General features: G+C 66.8%; 22 protein-coding genes. 10 read left to right on the top strand and 12 right to left on the bottom strand.

What is annotated here, in order from left to right:
- Positions 1-109: 109 nt before the first annotated feature.
- Positions 110-646 (bottom strand): pseudouridine synthase, encoded by a 537-nt coding sequence (locus tag ACSQ3N_RS18865; protein ID WP_436147120.1) that lies wholly within the window; start codon positions 644-646, stop codon positions 110-112.
- 137 nt (positions 647-783) lie between these two features.
- Positions 784-1,716, bottom strand: coding sequence for a peptidoglycan DD-metalloendopeptidase family protein (locus ACSQ3N_RS18860; RefSeq protein ID WP_436147119.1), 933 nt, complete (start codon positions 1,714-1,716; stop codon positions 784-786).
- 134 nt (positions 1,717-1,850) lie between these two features.
- On the opposite strand from ACSQ3N_RS18860, the gene ACSQ3N_RS18855 reads away from it, so the two are divergent.
- Positions 1,851-3,146, top strand: coding sequence for a phospholipase D-like domain-containing protein (locus tag ACSQ3N_RS18855; RefSeq protein WP_436147118.1), 1,296 nt, complete (start codon positions 1,851-1,853; stop codon positions 3,144-3,146).
- A gap of 192 nt (positions 3,147-3,338) precedes the next feature.
- Here the strand turns inward: ACSQ3N_RS18855 and ACSQ3N_RS18850 are convergent, their stop codons facing one another.
- Complete coding sequence (locus ACSQ3N_RS18850) at positions 3,339-3,587, bottom strand: hypothetical protein (protein ID WP_056170038.1); 249 nt, start codon at positions 3,585-3,587, stop codon at positions 3,339-3,341.
- Positions 3,588-3,872: 285 nt separating this feature from the next.
- Here ACSQ3N_RS18850 and ACSQ3N_RS18845 point away from each other — a divergent pair, with 285 nt between their 5' ends.
- A complete protein-coding gene (locus ACSQ3N_RS18845; RefSeq protein WP_056170035.1) occupies positions 3,873-4,658 on the top strand; it encodes a transporter substrate-binding domain-containing protein in 786 nt (261 codons plus the stop codon).
- Positions 4,659-4,762: 104 nt separating this feature from the next.
- On the opposite strand, the gene ACSQ3N_RS18840 is transcribed toward ACSQ3N_RS18845, so the two are convergent.
- From ACSQ3N_RS18840 to ACSQ3N_RS18820, 5 genes are all read right to left on the bottom strand, one after another.
- Positions 4,763-5,254, bottom strand: coding sequence for an SRPBCC family protein (locus ACSQ3N_RS18840; protein ID WP_436147117.1), 492 nt, complete (start codon positions 5,252-5,254; stop codon positions 4,763-4,765).
- 168 nt (positions 5,255-5,422) lie between these two features.
- Positions 5,423-5,740: a DUF2322 family protein gene (locus tag ACSQ3N_RS18835; RefSeq protein ID WP_436147116.1), complete on the bottom strand. Its 318-nt coding sequence runs from the start codon at positions 5,738-5,740 to the stop codon at positions 5,423-5,425.
- Positions 5,741-5,869: 129 nt separating this feature from the next.
- Positions 5,870-6,199 carry a hypothetical protein gene (locus tag ACSQ3N_RS18830; RefSeq protein ID WP_436147115.1) on the bottom strand — a complete coding sequence of 110 codons (330 nt, stop codon included), beginning with the start codon at positions 6,197-6,199 and terminating at the stop codon, positions 5,870-5,872.
- Positions 6,200-6,291: 92 nt separating this feature from the next.
- Complete coding sequence (locus tag ACSQ3N_RS18825) at positions 6,292-7,275, bottom strand: FHA domain-containing protein (RefSeq protein ID WP_436147114.1); 984 nt, start codon at positions 7,273-7,275, stop codon at positions 6,292-6,294.
- A complete protein-coding gene (locus tag ACSQ3N_RS18820) occupies positions 7,272-8,699 on the bottom strand; it encodes a S1 family peptidase (protein ID WP_436147113.1) in 1,428 nt (475 codons plus the stop codon). The genes ACSQ3N_RS18825 and ACSQ3N_RS18820 overlap by 4 nt, the downstream gene beginning before the upstream one ends.
- Before the next feature lie 166 nt (positions 8,700-8,865).
- Between ACSQ3N_RS18820 and ACSQ3N_RS18815 the strand changes: the two genes are divergently transcribed.
- Complete coding sequence (locus ACSQ3N_RS18815) at positions 8,866-9,807, top strand: M14 family metallopeptidase (protein WP_056170011.1); 942 nt, start codon at positions 8,866-8,868, stop codon at positions 9,805-9,807.
- 47 nt (positions 9,808-9,854) lie between these two features.
- On the opposite strand, the gene ACSQ3N_RS18810 is transcribed toward ACSQ3N_RS18815, so the two are convergent.
- The 3 genes from ACSQ3N_RS18810 to ACSQ3N_RS18800 all read right to left on the bottom strand — a co-directional run bounded on the left by ACSQ3N_RS18810 (position 9,855) and on the right by ACSQ3N_RS18800 (position 12,947).
- Entirely contained in the window at positions 9,855-10,172 is a 318-nt protein-coding gene (locus ACSQ3N_RS18810) for a hypothetical protein (RefSeq protein ID WP_082517002.1), read from the bottom strand.
- A gap of 266 nt (positions 10,173-10,438) precedes the next feature.
- On the bottom strand, positions 10,439-10,999 hold the full coding sequence (locus ACSQ3N_RS18805; RefSeq protein WP_156372121.1) for a hypothetical protein: 561 nt from the start codon (positions 10,997-10,999) through the stop codon (positions 10,439-10,441).
- Between the two features lie 112 nt (positions 11,000-11,111).
- A complete protein-coding gene (locus tag ACSQ3N_RS18800; protein WP_436147112.1) occupies positions 11,112-12,947 on the bottom strand; it encodes a glutamine--tRNA ligase/YqeY domain fusion protein in 1,836 nt (611 codons plus the stop codon).
- Between the two features lie 171 nt (positions 12,948-13,118).
- On the opposite strand from ACSQ3N_RS18800, the gene ACSQ3N_RS18795 reads away from it, so the two are divergent.
- The 6 genes from ACSQ3N_RS18795 to ACSQ3N_RS18770 all read left to right on the top strand — a co-directional run bounded on the left by ACSQ3N_RS18795 (position 13,119) and on the right by ACSQ3N_RS18770 (position 17,523).
- Positions 13,119-13,466: a hypothetical protein gene (locus ACSQ3N_RS18795; RefSeq protein WP_082517001.1), complete on the top strand. Its 348-nt coding sequence runs from the start codon at positions 13,119-13,121 to the stop codon at positions 13,464-13,466.
- A 212-nt stretch (positions 13,467-13,678) separates the two neighbouring features.
- On the top strand, positions 13,679-14,146 hold the full coding sequence (gene aroQ / locus ACSQ3N_RS18790; protein WP_436147111.1) for a type II 3-dehydroquinate dehydratase: 468 nt from the start codon (positions 13,679-13,681) through the stop codon (positions 14,144-14,146).
- Between the two features lie 49 nt (positions 14,147-14,195).
- Positions 14,196-14,618: an alternative ribosome rescue aminoacyl-tRNA hydrolase ArfB gene (arfB, locus tag ACSQ3N_RS18785; protein WP_436147110.1), complete on the top strand. Its 423-nt coding sequence runs from the start codon at positions 14,196-14,198 to the stop codon at positions 14,616-14,618.
- Between the two features lie 195 nt (positions 14,619-14,813).
- The gene (locus tag ACSQ3N_RS18780; protein ID WP_436147109.1) at positions 14,814-15,632 is read left to right on the top strand and encodes a DODA-type extradiol aromatic ring-opening family dioxygenase; all 819 of its coding nucleotides are present in this window, start codon (positions 14,814-14,816) and stop codon (positions 15,630-15,632) included.
- Between the two features lie 61 nt (positions 15,633-15,693).
- The gene (locus ACSQ3N_RS18775) at positions 15,694-16,365 is read left to right on the top strand and encodes an alpha/beta hydrolase (RefSeq protein WP_436147108.1); all 672 of its coding nucleotides are present in this window, start codon (positions 15,694-15,696) and stop codon (positions 16,363-16,365) included.
- Positions 16,366-16,620: 255 nt separating this feature from the next.
- A complete protein-coding gene (locus ACSQ3N_RS18770) occupies positions 16,621-17,523 on the top strand; it encodes a DUF3014 domain-containing protein (RefSeq protein WP_436147107.1) in 903 nt (300 codons plus the stop codon).
- A 74-nt stretch (positions 17,524-17,597) separates the two neighbouring features.
- Here ACSQ3N_RS18770 and ACSQ3N_RS18765 read toward each other — a convergent pair whose 3' ends face one another.
- The gene (locus ACSQ3N_RS18765) at positions 17,598-18,824 is read right to left on the bottom strand and encodes an MFS transporter (protein WP_436147977.1); all 1,227 of its coding nucleotides are present in this window, start codon (positions 18,822-18,824) and stop codon (positions 17,598-17,600) included.
- Between the two features lie 117 nt (positions 18,825-18,941).
- Here ACSQ3N_RS18765 and ACSQ3N_RS18760 point away from each other — a divergent pair, with 117 nt between their 5' ends.
- The gene (locus tag ACSQ3N_RS18760) at positions 18,942-19,955 is read left to right on the top strand and encodes an AraC family transcriptional regulator (protein WP_436147106.1); all 1,014 of its coding nucleotides are present in this window, start codon (positions 18,942-18,944) and stop codon (positions 19,953-19,955) included.
- Positions 19,956-20,000: the final 45 nt, after the last annotated feature.

Raw genomic sequence — 20,000 nt, 5'->3', positions numbered from 1 at the left:
GGGATTCGCAGCCTTTTGGCCTGGGCCGAGCCAGTCGGTGAACAGCCGCAAGCCCTTGGCCGCTGATGCCGGGCAGACATCGACAGCGACCGGACCGTGCCCCGGTGCCTCAGTCAGCCCAGGTGCCCGGCTCCAGCCCTTGCAGCGAGTACGGCCCGATGGCCGCGCGGATCAGCCGCAGCGTGGGGTGGCCCACTGCGGCCGTCATGCGCCGCACCTGGCGGTTGCGGCCTTCGCGGATGACGAGTTCGATCCACGCGGTGGGTATGGCCTTGCGCTCGCGGATGGGCGGGTTGCGCGGCCAGGCGGCGGGGGGCGGGTCCAGCAGGCGCGCGCGGGCGGGCAGGGTGGGGCCGTCGTTCAGCACCACGCCGCGGCACAGGGCGGCAAGCGCGGCAGCATCTGGGATGCCCTCCACCTGCACCCAATATGTCTTCTCCATCTTGAAGCGCGGGTCGGCAATGCGGGCCTGCAGCGGGCCGTCGTTGGTGAGCAGCAGCAGGCCTTCGCTGTCCGCATCCAGCCGCCCTGCCACGTACACGCCGGGCAGGTCGATGTAGTCCTTCAGGCCCTGCCACTTGCCTTCGGCGGTGAACTGGCTCAGCACGCCGTAGGGTTTGTTGAAGCGGATGAGGCGCGAGGTCATGCTATGGGCCGGAGATTGAAATAAAAAGGCGTCTACCGCGCATTGGGTATGCGCTGATAGCTATCAAATTCATAGTGTGGGCAATGTGGTGTGGACACAGGTTGAAAAACCGTTGGACCGTTAGCCGGCTCTGCGATCTAAGCCGGCACGAAAAGCGCCGGGTCCACCATCGCGCGGTTGAGCATCACGCCCCAGTGCAGGTGCGGCCCGGTCACGCGGCCTGTGGCGCCTACCTTGCAGAATGCCTCTCCGGTTTTCACGATATCGCCCACGCGCACGTCCATGCTGCTCAGGTGGGCGTACACCGTCAGCAGGCCCTGGCCGTGGTCGAGCCAGACGCTGCCGCCGCTGAAGACGTAGTCGCCTACGTCGATCACCCGGCCTGGAAGGGGCGCGACGATGGGCGTGCCCGTGCCTGCCGCGATGTCCATGCCGCTGTGCGGATTGCGCGATTGGCCGTTGAACACGCGCCGCAGCCCGAACGAGCTGGACCGCCGCCCCGGCACCGGCACGCGCATGCGCAGCGATGCCAGCGCCTGGCCTGCAGGCTGTTCGGTGAAGGCTGCCACGACCACGGCCTGGTGGTCGCGCTCGCGCTCGTAGCGGGCCTGGTCTTCGGGCGACAGGTCCACCTTGCCAGGCGCGACCTTGAGCTGCTGCTCCTTGTACTGCTTGGGCGCGATGCGGTACGGCACTTGCCGTGCGCTGCCCTCGCGTTGCTTGCCGCCCGCAGGCTGCACGGTAATGAAAACGTCGCCGGGCTCCGCAGCCAGCGGTATGCCCACCACGGCCGTCCACTCGATGGCATCGCCCACCACCAGCACCGGCACATCCACATCGCCCTGGCGCACATGCGCCACCGGCCGCGTGGCCGCCGGGCCCAGCGACAGCCGCGCCACGCCACCGGGCACCGGCAGGGCTTGGGGCCAGACGACAGGCGCGGGCGGCAGGGGCTTGGCATGCAGCCAGCCGGTGGCGGGCAGGGCCAGCAGGCCGCCTGCGCCGATCAGGGCGCGCCGGGTCAGCGTGGAGAGTGGTGGGGCAGCGAGGGTGCGGGGTAGCTGGGACACGATGGCAGTGAATGCGTTGAGGGGGTGGGTGACCGGCTGCATGGACGCAGTGCGATAACCGGCCATTGTGCCGCCGCGGCGCTGCGACTTCGGCCTACATGTTGCGGACATGGACCGCCGCCACAATCGCCCGCATGCCCCACGCTGGCCCTTGCCGCCTTTCCACCCCCCTCACCATCTTCCTGACCGCACTGGTCACCGGAGTGTTGGTGCTGTTGGCCCTGAACTTCACCGCTGGTGAAAAGAAGGTGCAGCACGAGCTGCCCCGCTTGTACAACACCGCCAGCCCGCAGTTCGAGCGCGCCCTGGGCAGCCTGCTGGGCCCCGGCATCGTCGGAGGCAACGAGGTGACCGAGCTGCTCAACGGCGATCAGATCTTTCCGCCCATGCTCGCAGCCATCAAGGCCGCGCAAAAGAGCGTCACGTTCGAAACCTACATCTACTGGTCGGGCGACATCGGCAAGCAGTTTGCCGACGCGCTGAGCGAGCGTGCCCAGGCGGGCGTGAAAGTTCACGTACTGCTCGACTGGGTGGGCAGCGCCAAGATGGAAGACAGCTACCTGGCCGAGATGGAGCAGGCCGGCGTGCAGATCAAAAAATTCCACGAGCCCCATTGGTACAACCTGGCGCGCCTGAACAACCGCACCCACCGCAAGCTGCTGGTGGTGGACGGGCAGGTGGGCTTTACCGGTGGCGTGGGCATTGCGCCCGAATGGACCGGCAATGCGCAAAACCCCGACCACTGGCGCGACTCGCACTACCTGGTGCGCGGCCCGGCCGTGGCGCAGATGCAGGCCACGTTTTTGGACAACTGGCTCAAGGTCACGGGCAAGGTGCTGCATGGCGATGCGTACTTTCCGGCCATCGCACCGGTGGGCACGCAAAAGGCTCAGATGTTCTCCAGCTCGCCATCGAGCGGCAGCGAGAGCATGCAGCTCATGTACCACCTGGCCATCACGGCTGCGGAGCGCAGCATCGACCTGTCGGTGGCGTACTTCGTGCCCGACGAGCTCACGCAAAACCTGCTGATGGACGCCTTGAAACGCGGTGTGCGCGTGCGCCTGGTCACGCCCGGCGAGCACACTGATACTGAAACGGTAAAGGCTGCATCACGCGCCACCTGGGGCGACCTGCTGCAGGCCGGCGCCGAGATTTACGAGTATCGCCCCACCATGTACCACTGCAAGGTAATGATCGTGGACCAGCTGCTGGTGTCGGTGGGCTCCACCAACTTCGACAACCGGTCGTTTCGCCTGAACGACGAGGCCAATCTGAACGTCTACGACGCGAAGTTCGCGCAGCGCCAGACGCTGGTGTTCGAAGACGACATCAAGCGGTCGCGTCGCGTGACGCACGCAGACTGGCTGGAGCGGCCGCTGCGCGAAAAGCTGCACGAGAAGATGACCGGTCTGCTGCGCTCGCAGTTGTGACTGCGGCGGCAATTACCGCCGTCGCCGCCGTCGCCACTGCGCCCTGTCAGGCCCATTCAGCGCCGGAGCACTCCATACCTGTGCGGTGGGCCTTGCAGAAAGTGTGTCTCATTCTTTGCAAAAGACGGAATGTGACTGGTATGAGAAACACTTTCGCATGAGCCCAGGGCCTGCCGGGGCGCGTGCTACCGCTCAGTGCGTCACAAACTCGTACGCCACTTCCTCGCTCTCCACCATGTCGAGCACGTCGTTGAGCTCGTCGTCGGTCTCGCTGCTGCTCCACATGTCTTCGGGGTCCGATGCGAACAGCGGCTCGATGGCGATGTCCAGGAATTTTCCTTCGGCCATCTGGATCACGGGCGTCCCTTCGGAGGTCTCGACCAGTTGCCAGTCGTCGGGCACGGTCATTTCGAGCTGGATGGTGACGTTGAGTTTTTTCATGGTGTTCCTTGTGTGTTGAGGGGATCTGCGAAGGGCAGGTCCATCGATTCGCAGGTCCATGGTCGATGGTCGACCCATGGATGATCCACCTGTTAAACAGCGGATCGGGCTTGCAGGGTAACTCAGCACGGTGGCAGTGCGCGGCGGGTGCCATCATTGGGCGCCTGCTCGGCATGGTTGATGCTAGTGGCTGGCGTATCTTTTGTGCGTCCTGCCGGTGCAGCGTTTGCCGCGCGGCCCCCAAGGGACGCTGGTCCATCCCCCTTCTGGAGCGTTTCAAAAATCATGATCACCAAGAAAACACTCGCCGTGGCTGCCACCGTCCTGGTGGCGGGCCTGTCCCTCTTCAGCCAGGCCGCGCAGGCCGGCCCCCGGCTCGACAAGATCATGGAGACCAAGGTCATCCGCGTGGGCACGCCGGGCGACTACCGGCCGTTCGCCATCAAGACCGACGCGGGCCTTTCGGGCCACGACATCGACGTGATCGAGGCGATGGCCAAGGAGCTGGGCGTGAAGATCGAATACGTGCAGACCTCCTGGCCCAACCTGATGAAGGACCTGCAGGCCGACCAGTTCGACATCGCGGTGGGCGGCATCACGCGCAATGTGGCGCGCATCCGCCTGATCGAGATGCTGCCGGGCTATGCGCCCTTCGGCAAAGTGGCGCTGGTGCGCTCGGCCGAGAAGGCCAAGTACAACACCGTGGACGACTTGAACAAGCCCACGGTGCGCGTGATCAAGAACCCCGGCGGCACCAACGAGACCTTTGTGCTGCAGAACCTCAAGACCGCGCAGGTCAGCACGCACGACAAGAACGCCGAGATCCCTGCGCTGATCGCCGAAGGCAAGGGCGACGTGATGATCACCGAGACCTACGAGGCCGTGGTCTACAGCAAGGCCGACCCGCGCCTTCACGCCGCCTTCATCGACGCGCCGCTCACGCCCAAGAGCTACCTGGGCTTCATGCTGCCCAAGGACGATGCGGACTACACCCGGGTGATGAACTTCGTCTGGGGCCAGGTGGACAGCCGGGGCGTGCTCAAGCAGGCCGCCGACAAGTGGCTCAAGTGATACGGATGATGACGATGGTGGCGCCCGCCCGCCTGACGGCACGAGCCCGCGCCCTGCGCCGGGCGCGGTTGCCGCAGCACCGGCCGGCGTGCGGGTGCTGCAGATCACTCCGCAGGAATGTCGGGCTCGACCAACTGCGCCAGCAGCTGCAGCGACTCCTGCCACCCCAGGTAGCACATCTCGGTCGGGATCACGGCGGGGATGCCTGCCTGCACGATGGACACCTCGGTGCCCACCAGCACCTTCTTGAGCACGATGCTGGTGCGCATCTCGCCGGGCAGGTTGGGGTCGTCGAAGCGGTCGGTGTGCACGATGCGCTCGCCGGGCACCAGCTCCAGGTATTCGCCGCCGAACGCATGCGTCTGGCCGTTGCTGAAATTGGTGAACTGCATGCGGTAGGTGCCGCCCACGCGCGCGTCCAGGCTCAGCACCCGGCCCGTGAACCCGTGGGGAGGCAGCCATTTGCACATGGCGTCTGCGTCCAGAAAGGCGCGGTACACCCTCTCTGGCGGGGCGCGCAGCACGCGGTGCAGGGTGACTGTGCCGCTGGCTGCAGCGCTGTGGCTGCTGTTGTCGCTGGGATCGCTGGTCGTCATGGGTTGTCTCCTTGGGGTGTCAACTACTCAGGGTGGATGAAGAAGGTGGGCAGCAGCGGGGGTCGCAGCTGTTCACATTCCTACGACGAACGGGGCAGGCCGTTTTCGACAACAGGCGGCCGGCGCCGGCATTTTTTTCTGAACGCCTGGCGCTGTCCAGCCCTGGCCTCAGGCGGCCACGGTGCGCACGCGAAAGCTCTCGCTGCCCTCGGCCCAGGCCAGCAGGCGGTCGATGTTGGGGTGCTTGCCAGGGAAGGCCTTGGCGTCTGCCGTGTGCTCTGCATACCACTCCAGGCCCAGCGCGGCGGCGGCCGGCGTGATGCTGCCGCCGTACAGGGCCGCCAGCGCGGAGTAGACGACCAGCGAGCCTGTCTGACCCGGTTTGTTCTCGATGGTGGCCACGACCTGGCCGCCGGCATCCAGCAGCTGCAGGGCTGCGAGGTGGGTGGCGGCGGGGAGTTGCTTGAGGCGGTCTGCGAAGTTCATAAAAGATGGGGTGGAGTAAAAAAATACCGCTACCGCATTACTGGCAAGCGGTGGTTGCTATTCAATGAGGAGCATTGATGCTGGTGTGTAACGCCGGGTGCACATCGCTCGCTCGGGTGTTGCCATCCATCACGCCTGCCACACCCCGAACCCGGCAGAGCGCAGGTCAATACCGATTTCGATCTCCCGGTCCACCGCGTTCTCGTAGCTCATGGGGTTGAAGCCTTCGTACAAGTCGGGCAGCAGGCGCAGGCCGTATTGGGTCACGAACCGGTTGGCCTGGATGCCCGCCTTGTGCTTGTCGAACCGCACGTCCGGGTCCAGGCCCGTCATGCCCACGTACACGCAGGGCTTGCCGTCGATGTAGCCCGGGTTGTTCTTGCGAAAGCGCGGCTCCAGCAGCACGTCTTTCGAGAGCTCGACGACGTAGACGTGGTGATGGAGTTTGCGGCGGCGCATGGGTGGGTCGTTGCGTGAGCGCTGGTAGTCAGGACTGCGGTGGCGGGTTTGGTGCCGCGCCACAGCTGGGGCTGCGGCGCCTGGCCGGTTGTTCACTCGTCGTCGTTCCCCTGGCCGTCGTCACGCAGGCGGCGGTCGAGCTTGCCGCGCAGCGATTCGGTCTCTTGCAGGAACTGGTCCACCGGCACGGCAGGGGCCACGCGCAGGCTGGGCGGGAACAGGCTGCTCATGTACAGCGCGGAAGACAGCCGCATGTTGTTCAGCCACTGTGCACCCAGCCACGACGGCACACCTACCACCACGGCGGCCACCACCATCAAAGCCAGGCCGACCCGTCTGCGTGGAAGCACGGTGGCCAGGTGGGCGTACAGCGCCCCTGCCAGCACCACCATGGCCAGCACGTTGGCGAACTGCGAGAACGACTCCAGCGAAAAAGCAAACGCCGTCAAATGCGCCACCACATGCACCGCATCCACCGCCAGGGCTGCGGCGCAGGCAATGCGCACATGGCGCCAGAACTGCAACTGGCCCGCAAACACCTTGTTGACCGCTGCCCACATGCCCGACCAGGCGCCCAGCACGAGCAGCATCATCAGCAGCACGCTCGGCAGTGCCTTCAAGTACTGCAACGTGTCCCGGGCCTCCAGCCACGAATTGCCGGCTGCCGTGGCCACCATCAGTACCACCAGGCCGGCTGTGGTGCCCGCCGTGCGCCACGGAAACGTCGGCAGCGCCTGTTCTGGGGCGATGGGGGTGTCTGCCAGGCGCAGCGCGACATGGGTGCGGCCCAGGTCGATCTGCGTGCCTTCCGGCCAGTCGAAGCGGTCGCCTTCGCCGTGGCGCTTGCGGCCCAGGCGTGCGCCGTTGCGAGTTTGCAGTACCTGCACCTGCACGCCCATGGGCGCATCCACCGCGCGGTCGATGCGCAGGTGCGTGGGTGCGACGAAGGGGTCGTCCAGCACCAGGTCGCAGTCAAGGCCCCGGCCCACGGTCACCGGCCAGCGCGTGATGGGAGCGCGCGCCAACAGGGCGCCGTGGCGGTCGAAGGCTTCGATCAGTCCGAGGGTCGGCATCATGGTGCGGCCTCCCAGCGAAACGCCTTGAGGTAGTGGCTTGCCAGCTTCATGCCGTTGTCGAAAGCGATGCCTTGCACGTCCAGGCGGCCCAGCACGCCCTGGGTGGGCTGGTTGGTGCTCGCGGCCAGTACCGTCATGGTGTACAGGCCGGGCAGCTTGCGGTAGGCCGACATGCAGATCACCACGCGCATCGGCAGGCTGCCAGGGTCCACATAACGTTCGGAGCAATCGACCGCCGTCTGGTGGCGGTTGCCGCGCCGCAGAAACTGCTCGTTGGCAAAGCTTTGCGAGTACATGCGCCCGAACCGGGCGGCACCCAGGGTCGGGGCGTTGTAGGTCTCGTAGGCGAGGCGCACTGCGCCGGTGTTGAAGTCACCCGCCACCACATCGCTGTCGGCCCGGCACTGTGTGCGCTCCAGGTTCAGGCCGGGAAAGGCCGGGTCGCGCCCCGAGCCCCAGCACCGCGCCAGTGCGTCGTCCGGCACCGGCACGCGGTAGTTGCCATGGCGCTGCTCGCGAAACGGTGCTTTCAGGAACCGGTCCGTCAGCAACTGCTGATGGCCCGTCAGCTGCCGGGTCATCTCGCCGAACGCAGGTTGGGTGATGGGTTCGGCGGCCGCTGCGCGCTGCACCAGCGCCTGCGCGAACTCGGCAGGAATCAGGAAGCTGACCTGCTCCCCATCGAGCCGCTTGGCCACGTTGATACCCAGCACACGTCCCGCATCGTCCACCGCCGGGCCGCCGCTCATGCCGGGGTTGAGCGTGCCGCCAAAGAAAATGCGTGGGTAGAAACTGCGCCGCACCAGCCCGTTGTACGTGCCCTCGGTCACGGCAAACCCGATGTCCAGGGGGTTGCCCAGCGAATAGATGCGCTCGCCCTGCGCCAGGGCCTCGGTGGCGGGCCGAAAGCTCAGCACCGGCGCAGCGGCGGTGCGGGCCTTGGTGCGCAACACGGCCAGGTCGTGCTGCACATCGAACGCCAGCAACTCCACGTCGCCTTCCTGCCCCTCCATCGTCACATACACGCCGCGATACCGCTCGGGCTCCAGCGCAAGCTGGCTGGCCACATGGAAGTTGGTGACGATCAGGCCGTCGGCGGACACGAAGAACCCCGAGCCGATGGACGCCTGCGTGTCGGCATTGCGCAGCAGCGTGCGGATCTGCACCAGCTTGTCGCGCGACAGCTCGTAGATGCGCCGTGCGTCGCGCGACAGCGCTGTGGCGGGCACCGGCACGGCCGCACCTGCTGTGGAAGGGTCTGCACTGCCGGTGGCCTCACCGCCAGGCGCTGACGGAGCTGTCGGTGCTGCCGGTGCTGCCGGGCCGGGCGCCAAGGGCGGCAGCCCGCCTGCAGGGCGTGCTGTGCTGGCAGGCGCTGTGGGCGCAGGCGGCGCAACGGGTGCGTTCTGGGCGTGGGCTGACATGCAGGCCAGCAAGACAACGAAGGGTGTGACGAGCCGAATCGGCCAAGGCAGGGGAAGGGGCATCGGGGTATTCTATGAACGCTCTGCACTGTGCTCCGCGCCGGCGGTGGAGCCACCCCACGCCACGCACCCCCATTTCGCTTTTCACACACGCCACACGACCGCCATGCCAGACACCCATTCCTACCCCATCGGCACACCCGGCCAGCCCTGGGGCGCCGCAGAGCGCGACCAATGGCGCGCTCGCCAAGTGCGCCAGCGCAGCTACGCCGATGACGTGCTTGCCGCCATCGAGGCACTGCGCGGCCGATTCGATGTGGAGATGTATGGCGATGTCGTTTATGCCGACGCCCACCACGCGGCAGAGCGCTTTCCCCTGCGGGCCCTGCGCAGCCGCCAGTGGAACGAAGGGTCGCCCAGCGTGCTGGTCACCGGCGGCGTGCACGGCTACGAAACCAGTGGCGTGCACGGCGCGCTGCGCTTTGTGGACACGCAGGCCGAGCGCTTTGCGGGCCGGGTCAACCTGCTGGTGGTGCCCTGCGTCAGTCCCTGGGCGTACGAGCGCTTCCAGCGCTGGAACTTCGACGCCATCGACCCCAACCGGTCCTTTCGCGAAGGCTCACCCGCGCAAGAGGCTGCCGCGCTGATCCGCCTGGTGGCCCCGCTGCGCGGCCAGTGGGCCGCGCACATCGACCTGCACGAAACGACAGACACCGACGAATCCGAATACCGCCCCGCCGTGGCCGCGCGCGACGGCAAGGTGTTCGAGCCGGGCAGCATCCCGGACGGGTTCTATCTGGTGGATGACACCGACAACCCGCAGCCCGCGTTCCAGCAGGCGATCATCGATGCGGTCAGCCGGGTGACGCACATCGCGCCTGCGGATGACCAGGGGGAAATCATCGGCTCGCCGATGGTGGCGCATGGCGTGATCCACTACCCGATGAAGCAGTGGGGCCTGTGCGCGGGCATCAGCGGGGCGCGCTACACCACGACGACGGAGGTGTACCCGGACAGTGCGCGTGCCACGCCGGAGCAGTGCGTCGATGCGCAGGTGGCGGCGGTGTGTGCTGCGGTGGAGTTCGTGCTGGCTGAAGCGTCGAACTGAGGGGCTCTGCCGTTCAAGGCAGACGTCGCTGGGCTTCTTGGCCGCTCTTACAGGGTGCTTCCCAGCGCGCCCAGCAACCGGGCGCTCACTTCGGCCGCATCGGGCGTGGCGAACTGCATGTTGTGCTGATCGGTCAGCGCGCCGTGGCCCGGCTCCATGCCGCCGTCAGCGCCGTAGCCCATGGCTTTGAATTTCCAGACCGCGCCGATCTTTTTGAGTGAACCCAGGTGTGCGCCATCGGCCGTGTGGACTGCCACCACCGATTCGTTGACAGGCAATAACTGCAAGGGGCCTGCCACTGGGCCGGGCGGCATGTGGGCGAAGGTGGGTTTGACGGTAGGCGGTTGTTCGGGCGGGTTCAGCATTGCGCGGTTGTATCTCAAAAAGGGAGGTGATCACTACATCGCTGGCCTGGCAGTGGGTTCTTCCGTGATAACGCGCGGGGGATTGCAGGTCGGACGACATTAGCTGAAGGGACGCGCAAAATGGTTTGACCGAGACGATCGATTCAGCGCCGTGTGTTCGTTCTACAGCCGCCGAATTTCTCTCGACTTCAGACGCAATCAGCTATCGCGCCTGCCGGATTCCAGTGCGCTGTTGCCGCCTTCAGCTTTGCGTTGCAGCAGACAACTCACCCTACCTCGGAATGGGCGTGGCTGAGAACTGTGGGATGGGATATACCTACCGCATACCAGCACGAACAGTCAGCTGGGTCAGGGGGACGGTTCCACGAAACCACGAAGTGCAGAGATAACTCGATGCCGCCTGCTAGTGGGCCGACCTGAATCCGGATTCCTCTTTCGGAATAGAGCACTGAGTGCTGCGATGCAGAGATAGCGATCTCGGGCCCCAGCCGTTTTGCAAAACAGTCGTAGTCTTCAGTCCCAACGATGATCTTGTAGCCGAGCCCCTCCCAGCCCTGGGCTTCAAGCCATTCACCAGTTTCCGGCCCTGTACAAAGCGGCACATCGTCGGCCCAACTGCATTCGAACGTGACGCCTTCTGAGGCTTCGCCCGGCGTGCACTGCAGCAACACGATGTGGCAGCCAAGAACAGACATGCCGTCTGGAAGCGCTGGCTCGACGGATTTCCTGAATATGCGGGGGGCCTGATCCCACGCCCCACCGCCCACGCCGCTGCTTTTTGCGAGGAGTGAGAGATTACCGAGTGGAGTTGAAATGTATTGGCGCACTACGTTTTTCTTGACGCTGATTGCTGGAGCACTTGCGCGCGCTTAGGGCCATGGGTATCGGAGCCGCCAACACGTTTCACCCCTCCGGTGATCTCTTCATGATCGAGAAAATTTACTTCCCCCAGGAGTCCTTCAACCCCACCGCCAAGTTAAACACCGGCTTCCCCGCCCGGTGATCCACCCGGTCCGCCACAAAGTACCCGTGCCGCTCGAACTGGAACTTGTCGTCCGGCTGGGCCTTGGCCAGTGACGGCTCCACGATGGCCGTCACCACCTTCAGACTGTTCGGGTTCAGGCTCTCGATGAAGTCCTTGCCCCCTGCGTCAGGCTGGGCGTCCAGGAACAGGCGGTCGTACATGCGCACTTCTGCATTCACGCCGTCGGCCACGCCGACCCAGGTGATGGCGGCTTTCACTTTGACGCTGTCGGCGCCGGGGGTGCCGCTCTTGGTGTCGGGCACCACGGTGGCCAGCACTTCGGTGATGGTGCCGTTGGCGTCCTTGTTGCAGCCGGTGCATTCGATGACGTAGCCCCCCTTCAGGCGCACCTTGTTGCCCGGGAACAAGCGCTTGTAGCCCTTGGGCGGCACTTCTTCAAAGTCTTCGCGTTCGATCCAGACTTCCTTGCCGATGGTGAAGTGGCGCTCGGGGCTTTCCACGCCTTCAGGGGGGTGGGGCAGGGAGGGCAGGGTGCAGGGCTCCAGGTGGCCGGCGCCCATGACGTCGTCCCAGTTGGTGAGCACCAGCTTGACGGGGTTGAGCACGGCCATGCCGCGGAAGGCCTTGAGCTCCAGGTCTTCGCGCAGGCAGCCTTCCAGGGTGCTGTAGTCGATCCAGCTGTCGCTCTTTGTCACGCCGATGCGCTCGGCAAACACCTGCAGCGATTCGGGCGTGTAGCCGCGGCGGCGCAGGCCGACTATTGTTGGCATGCGCGGGTCGTCCCAGCCGCTGACCTTGTGGTCGTACACCAGCTGGGCCAGCTTGCGCTTGCTAGTGATCACGTAGGTGAGGTTCAGGCGGGCGAATTCGTACTGGCGGGGTGGCGGGTTGCTCAGCAGGCCGCCTTCCGTCAGGCGCTCCAGCAGCCAGTCGTAGAAGGGGCGCTGGTCTTCGAATTCGAGCGTGCACAGGCTGTGGGTGATCTGCTCGAGCGCGTCTTCGATGGGGTGCGCATACGTGTACATCGGATAGATGCACCAGGTGTCGCCCGTGTTGTGGTGGGTGGCGCGGCGGATGCGGTAGATGGCCGGATCGCGCATGTTGATGTTGGGGCTGGCCATGTCGATCTTGGCGCGCAGCACCATGGAGCCGTCTTCGTGCAGGCCGGCCTTCATCTCGCGGAACTTGGCCAGGTTCTCGGCCGGGGTGCGGCTGCGGAAGGGGCTGTTCACGCCGGGTTTGCCAAAGTCGCCGCGGTTGACGCGCATCTGCTCGATGGTTTGCTCGTCCACGTAGGCGTGGCCGGCTTCGATCAGGTATTCGGCCGCGCGGTACATGAAGTCGAAGTAGTCGCTGGCCTGGTAGGGCGGGGCGCTGGGGTGGCCGTTCCAGTCGAAGCCGAGCCATTTCACGGCATCGATGATGCTGTCGACGTATTCGGTGTCTTCTTTTTCGGGGTTGGTGTCGTCAAAGCGCAGATGGCACACGCCGCCGTAGTCGCGCGCCAGGCCGAAGTTGATGCAGATGCTCTTGGCGTGGCCGATGTGCAGGTAGCCGTTGGGCTCGGGCGGGAAGCGGGTGCGGATCTTGGCGGGGTCGGGTTGGCCGGCCGCATGGTGGGCGGCGTCGCCCGGGGTGCCTCCCCAGCGGCGGGCGGCGTAGGTGCCTTTTTCCAGATCGCTTTCGATGATCTGGCGCAGGAAGTTGCTGGGCTTGGCGGCTTCTGGGGCTGGTGCAGTGGCAGCAGCCGGTGTGCTGGCGGCTGGATTGACGGGGTTTTGGGTGCTCATCGGGTCATTTTAGGGCCCGGTTTCGTGAACGTTTACGCATGGAAACGGTCGAATGTACTTCCAGACACAACGTAAAGACAAATTTATGCCATCCTTTTGCCTACCTGGTGCGTTATGTACCGGTGAGGCGAGTCCATTTGGCTGGCTGTCCTCATTCAAAAGGAGATATCCATGACGAAATCCCGTTCTATCTATGCCTTGGCAGCTTCCGCTGGTGTAGCGCTGGCCCTGCTGGGTGGCGCGGGCGCCGCCCAGGCCCGCGACGTCAACTGGTCCGTGGGCATCGGCGTGCCGGGTGTGGTGGTAGGGGCCAGCAATGGCGGTTACTACGCACCCGCCCCGGTGTATGTGGCCCCCCCGCCTGTGTACTACGCGCCTCCACGGCCCGTGTACTACGCTCCCCCGCCAGCGTACTACGCCCCTCCACCTGCCGTGGTGTACTACGGTGACCGTGGCTACCGAGGCCATCGCCACCATCATCACCGCCATGACCGCGGCTACGGCCGCTGGGATCGTTGATCGTCCCAGCCCATGCAGCCAGGCCTGACCGGCGCGGTTGCCGCAACTTGTAACCAACCTCTTGGGCGCTAGTCGCTCACAGGCAGCGTCTTTGCACAGGCTGCCTTTTACAGCGGCCTTCGGGCCGCTTTTTCTTTGGGGCGCGCAGGTGGCGGCGCAGCATAATTTGGCACCTTTGCCCGCTGCATGGCGGGTGCAACCCCTCGGAGTGCATGTTTGTGAAAACCGTTTTCGTCCTCAATGGCCCCAACCTGAACCTGCTGGGCACGCGTGAACCTGCCGTGTACGGCGCGCACACCCTGGCCGATGTCGAAAAACTGTGTGCCGACGCCTGCTCGCGCCACGGTTTTGCGCTGCGGTTTCACCAAAGCAACCACGAAGGTGCGCTGATCGACTGGATTCACGAAGCGGGCCGCCTGCATGCGGCGGGTGAGCTGGCCGGTGTGGTGATCAATGCCGGTGCCTACACCCACACCAGCGTGGCGCTGCACGATGCCACCAAGGGCACGGGCATCACGCTGATCGAGCTGCACATCAGCAATGTGCACGCGCGCGAATCCTTCCGGCACCACTCGTACATGGCCGCAGCCGCCAAGGCAGTGATGTGCGGCTTTGGCGTGCTGGGCTATGGCCTGGCCATCGACGGGCTGGCGCAGCTGCAGCCCCAGGTGGCTGCCTGAGCGCTGTGGTAACACCGGGCGCACTGCTGCACGCTAGCCGGGGATACGCATGACCACCGCACCAACCCCGCTGCTGGAGGTGCCCGAAGACGAGGTGGAGATCACCGCCATGCGGGCGCAGGGCGCGGGTGGGCAGAACGTCAACAAGGTATCGAGCGCGGTGCACCTGCGCTTTGACGTATGGGCGTCGTCTTTGTCCGAAGGGGTCAAGGAGCGCCTTTTGTCCCTTCGAGACAGCCGGATTACGCAGGACGGCGTGGTGGTGATCAAGGCGCAGCAGTACCGCAGCCAGGACCAGAACCGTGCCGACGCACTGCAGCGCCTGAACGCGCTGGTCAACACGGTCGCCGTGCCGCCCCGCGTGCGGCGTGCCACGCGGCCGACCTATGGCTCGCAGCAGCGGCGGCTGGCGGGCAAAAGCCAGCGCAGCGAAACCAAGGCGCTGCGCGGCCGGGTGAAAGATGGGTCCTGAGGGGCTGTTGACGGACCGCGGGCAGGTTGCCGTTGTTGGGTGGCGATGTTTTGTTGCCCGGCGCATTGGCAGTTTTTACCGCCTCATTAGCACCACCCGTGGAACGATCTGTCTGATGCACAGGGCTTGGTATCGCGGGCTGTCGGTCCTACATTCAATGCATCCCCCTACGCAATGAATCCAAAGGACATCGCCATGTCTGCCACTGCCCACGCTTCCTCCGTCATCCCTGCACTGTTCGTCTCGCACGGCGCGCCGCTGTTTGCGCTGGACGCGGGCACCACCGGCCCTGCGCTCACGCAGTGGGGTGACAGCGTGAAGGCGCAGTACCCCGGGCTGCGCGGCGTGGTGATCATGTCGCCCCACTGGATGGCACGCTCGCCGCAGGTCATGACCGGCCCGCAGCCGGAGACCTGGCACGACTTTGGCGGGTTTCCGCCCGCGCTGTATCAGCTGCAATACCCGGCCCCGGGCTCGCCCGCGCTGGCGCAGGAGGTGCTGGGCTTGCTGCAAGCCGCCGGCGTAGCGGCGCAGGGCGACGCGGCCCGCCCGTTCGACCATGGTGCCTGGGTGCCGCTGATGCATCTGTTCCCGCAGGCCGATGTGCCGGTGGTGCAGGTGGCCCTGCCCGTGGGCGCTGGGCCGGCCGAGGTGTACGCGCTGGGCGCGGCACTGCGCAGCCTGCGTGACCAGAACGTGCTGGTCATCGGCTCGGGCAGCATGACGCACAACCTGGCCGAGTTCTTTGGCGGCGAGCGCGAGCCCGCGCCCTACGTGCTGGAGTTCAGCCGCTGGATCGAAGCGGCCCTGGCGCGCGGCGACATGAAGGCACTGCTCAACTACCGCAGCGAGGCGCCGCATGCACGCCGTGCACACCCGACCGAGGACCACTTTTTGCCCATCTTCTTTGCGCTGGGCGCCGCGGGCGACGACTTGCAGGCCCACTACCTGAGCCGCGAGGTGATGTACAGCATGCTGTCGATGGATGCTTTCGCCTTGCAGCCCGTGCATTGACGCAGCCCGTTCGTCCAGCCACCCATCCATTCATCTTCAAAACCGGCCCTGCCGCTCATCCATGCTTGATCTACCGCTCACCTTTTTGCAGCGCCCGGCCGCTGCCACCACGCCCCGGCCCTGGCTGTTGGTGCTCATGCACGGCGTGGGCAGCAACGAGCAGGACCTGTTCGGCCTGGCGCCGCACATTCCGGAGCGTTTTCATGTGCTGAGCCTGCGGGCGCCGTTTCGCATGGGACCGGGCTCGCACGCATGGTTCGACTTTTCCATCGAACCCAACGGCGAGCGCACCATCAACGAGGCGCAAGAAGCGCAAAGCCGCGCCCTGGTGGCCAAGGCCATCGCGTCCGCCGCAGAGCAACTGGGCATTCCGCCCGAGCGCGTGGTGGTGGGCGGCTTCAGCCAGGGCGGCATCATGGCGCTGTCGCTGCTGCTGACCCAGCCCGCGCTGATGCAGGCGGCCATGGTGTGGCACAGCCGCCTGTTGGCGCAGGTGCTGCCCCTGGCCGCACCGCCCGATGCGCTGCGGGGCAAGCAGCTGTGGCTGAGCCACGGCACGCACGATAACGTGATCCCGCTGGCCCACGCGCAGGCCATCGCGCAGCACATGGGCCCACTGCCCGTGGCGGTGACGTACCGGGAGTTTCCGGGCGCGCACGAGATCCGCCCTGCGGAGCTGTCCGCCACAGTGACCTGGCTGGACTCGCTGGCCGGCCCGCCTGCGGCTTTCTGACCCGGCGGGCTGAGGTTTAGGCCAGCACATCCACACCCGCCTGCCCCCGCAGAGCTGGCGTGCCGTGCCGCGCCGCTCACGCAGTGGTGGCGTGGCGAGGTCTGGGCAGGCACAGGCATCGCCCAGCGGGTACATGGCGTTACGCGCAGGGCGCAGTCGCGGTTTCCAATGGTGCATTGCACCCCGCACGGGAACGCGTGGCGGCCCACGCCGTCGTACCCAGGGCGTGCGCCATGCACCGCCACAGGAGACCCGATGCCCGATCACGACACCGCCGAGTTTCGCCCCGCACCCGAGGGGGCATCGCCCCTGCCCAAAGTCGCCCTCGCAGCCCTGGGCTGCGCGGCCATCGCGGGCGCTGCGTGGTGGTTCTGGCTGCGCCCCGCAGAGCCTCAGCCCGCGCCATCACCGCCGCCTGTGGCCAGCGCGCCCGCAGCCCCGGCCGCTGCACCCCCCATGCCCGAAGCCTCGGGTCCGCAGAACCTGGTCGATGGCCTCGCGCCCGCCGATGCCGCCTTGCCGCCGCTGGCGGAATCGGACACCCGCGTGGCGGCATTGCTCGGCGAACTGCTGGGCCGCGACAAGGTGACCAGGTTTCTGTGGACCGAAGGCTTCGTGCGCCGCGTGGTCGCTACGGTGGACAACCTGGGCCGCGCCCAGGCGCCGTCGCGCATGTGGCCGGTGCAGCCCACGCCCGAGCGCTTCACGGTGGAGGGCGCCGAGGGAGCGCAGACCATCGCCCCCGCCAACGCAGCGCGCTACAGCGCGGTGCTGGCCTTTGCCGAGGCCGTGCCGCTGGACGCCGCCGTGGCGCTGTACGCGCGGCTGTACCCGCTGTTCCAGCAGGCGTATGAAGAGGTGGGCTACCCCCGGCGCTACTTCAACGACCGCCTGGTGGCCGTGCTGGACCACCTGCTGCTTGCGCCCGAGCCCAAGGAGCCGCTGCGCGTGAAGCTGCTGCCGGTGAACACCGACGTGCCCGACCTGCAGCCCTGGGTGCGCTACGAGTTTGCCGACCCGGCGCTGCAGGCCCTGTCGAGCGGCCAGAAGATCCTGGTGCGCATGGGCCCCGCCAACGAGGCGCGGGCCAAGGCGCTGATCCGCGAAGTGCGCCAGCGCGTCGCCACCGGAGCGGTGGCCCGCAAGCCCGTGCCGTAGTCCCGCACTGCGTGGGGCCGTGGCGGCAGGCTGTGCGGTGGGGATGGAGCTTTACGGCTCCACCCCTCGGCGGGTCAGGCCTGCGCGGGCCGGGGGCCGTGGCGCAGGGTCAGCAGGGTGCCCAGCGTCAGTGCGGCCAGGGCAAAGGCCGGCCCGCCCAGCGCGCCCACATGGTCCACCATCAGCCCGCCAAAGATGGCACCGCTGGCAATCGCGATCTGAAACGCCGCCACCAGCAGCCCGCCCGCGCCCTCCGCCTGGTCCGGCGCGGCCCGCACGATCCAGGTCTGAAAGCCCACCGGAAACGCGCCGAATGCAAAGCCCCAAAGCGTGACCGCCACCGCCGTGATGGCCGCCGACTGCCCGGCCACCAACAGCACGGCGGCCAGCACGGCAATGACGGCACCACCGGCCACGATGGCCTGGCGCTCGCTGCGCCCCGCGATCCATCCCCCCACGAAGTTGCCGAAGAAACCGCCCACGCCATAGCCCAGCAGCACGGCCGTGATGGTGGCCACCGACAGGTGGGTGACCTGCTCCATCAGTGGGCGAATGTAGGTAAAGCCGGCAAAGTGCCCCGAGATCACCAGCAGCACCGCCAGCAGCGCCACGCGCACCGGCGGGCGGCGCAGCAGCTCGCCCAGCACCTTGAGGTTGGGGTTGTCGCGCGGGGGCAGGGCGGGCAGGGCCACCAGCTGCACCGCCAGCGTGACGAGGCTGATGCCGCCCGCCGCGATGAAGGCGCTGCGCCAGCCCCACATATCGCCCATCCACGCGCCGATGGGGGCCGCACACACGGTGGCCACCGACACCCCGGTCAAGATGAACGACATGGCCCGCGCAAACAGCGAGGCCGGCACCAGCCGCATGGCCAACGCTGCCGACATAGACCAGAACCCGCCCAGCGCCACGCCCAGCAGCACCCGCGCCGCCAGCAGCGTGGCCATGCTGCCGGCCAGGGCCGACATCACGTTGGACAGCACCAGAAGCAGCGTGAAGGCGATCATCACCAGCCGGCGGTCGATGCGGCGCGTGAGCAGCGGCAGCGACGGGGCGGCCACGGCGGCCACCAGCGCGGTGACGGTGACCGCCTGGCCCGCGGCCCCATCGCTCACGCGCAGGTCGCTGGCCATGGCGGTCAGCAGGCTGGCGGGCAAGAATTCGGCCGTGACCAGGCCGAACACGCCCAGCGCCATGGACGCCACGGCCGCCCAGCGGGCCTCGGCGGGCTCGGGGGTGGCGTGGGGGACGGGTTCGAACGCCGATGCAGGTACGGAGTCGGCATCGGCCACGGCGCCCATGGGCGCATCCAGGCAGGTGGAGCAGGAAGAAGAGGAGGACACGGGCAAAGCCTTGGGTTGGAACGGACGTCCATGCTAGGGATAAGATGTCGGCGTTTCCATGCCGTAAAAGCCGAAATGCTTGACTTTTCATCCAGATTGTTTGACCAGGTGCCGCAGCCGCCGTGGGTGGAGCCGCCGGACCTGCTGACCCAGATCCTGCTCGGCCTGCGCCTGGACGGCGTGGAGTATGGCCGCTGCGTGCTGCACCCGCCCTGGGCCATCGCTTTTCCGGCGCAGCGCTCGGCGCGGTTTCACTTCGTGGGCCACGGCGGCGCCTGGCTGCGCACGCCGGGCAGCGAATGGCAGCGCCTGAACATGGGCGATGCAGTACTGCTGCCGCACGGAAGCTTCCACGTGCTGGCCAGCTCGCCCGACGTGCCGCCGGTGGACATCGACTCGCTGGCGCGCAAGGCCGTGTCTGAAAACATCTACCTGGTGGATGGCCGCGAGGCGGGCCGCGCGCCCCTGGGGGCCCCGGTTGCGCCGCCCCCGCCGCTGGCGCCCGACGTGCTGTTCAGCGGCGCGCTGCGCTTCAACCTCGACCCGCTGCACCCGCTGATGGCCATGATGCCTGCCGTGATGATGGCCGGCGACCTGGCGCGGCGCGACGCCACCGTGCCCGTGCTGCTCGACGCCATGGAGCGCGAGGTGGCGCAGGACCGCATGGGCGCCTGCGCCATCCTGGCGCGCCTGGCCGACGCCCTGGCGGCCAGCATCATCCGCGCCTGGGTGGAATGCAGCTGCAACAGCCCCACGGGCTGGATCGCCGCCGTGCGCTGCCCGCGCATCGGCAAGGTGATCGCCGCCATCCACGCCGAGCCCGAGCGCGACTGGAACGTGCCGCTGCTGGCCGACCTGATGGGTGCCTCGCGCTCGAGCTTTTCCGAATCGTTCACGCGCACCATGGGGGAGAGCCCGGCGCGCTACGTGGCCAAGGTGAAGATGTCGCAGGCCCGCCGCTGGATCGCACGCGACGGCATGCGCGTGGCCGTGGCGGCCCACCGGCTGGGGTACGAGTCCGAAGCCTCGTTCAGCCGCGCCTACAAGCGGATCATCGGTCACCCGCCCAGCACGGCGCGTGCGGAGTGATGGAAGCTGGACGATGGAGGAAGAGCAGGGCGCTGGAGCCCGAAC

Source organism: Acidovorax sp. LjRoot194 (genome assembly GCF_964253015.1).
Taxonomy (GTDB): Bacteria; Pseudomonadota; Gammaproteobacteria; order Burkholderiales; family Burkholderiaceae_C; genus Acidovorax.
The sequence above is the reverse complement of the archived record's forward strand: the minus strand, read 5'-3'. Positions and strand labels throughout refer to the sequence as shown.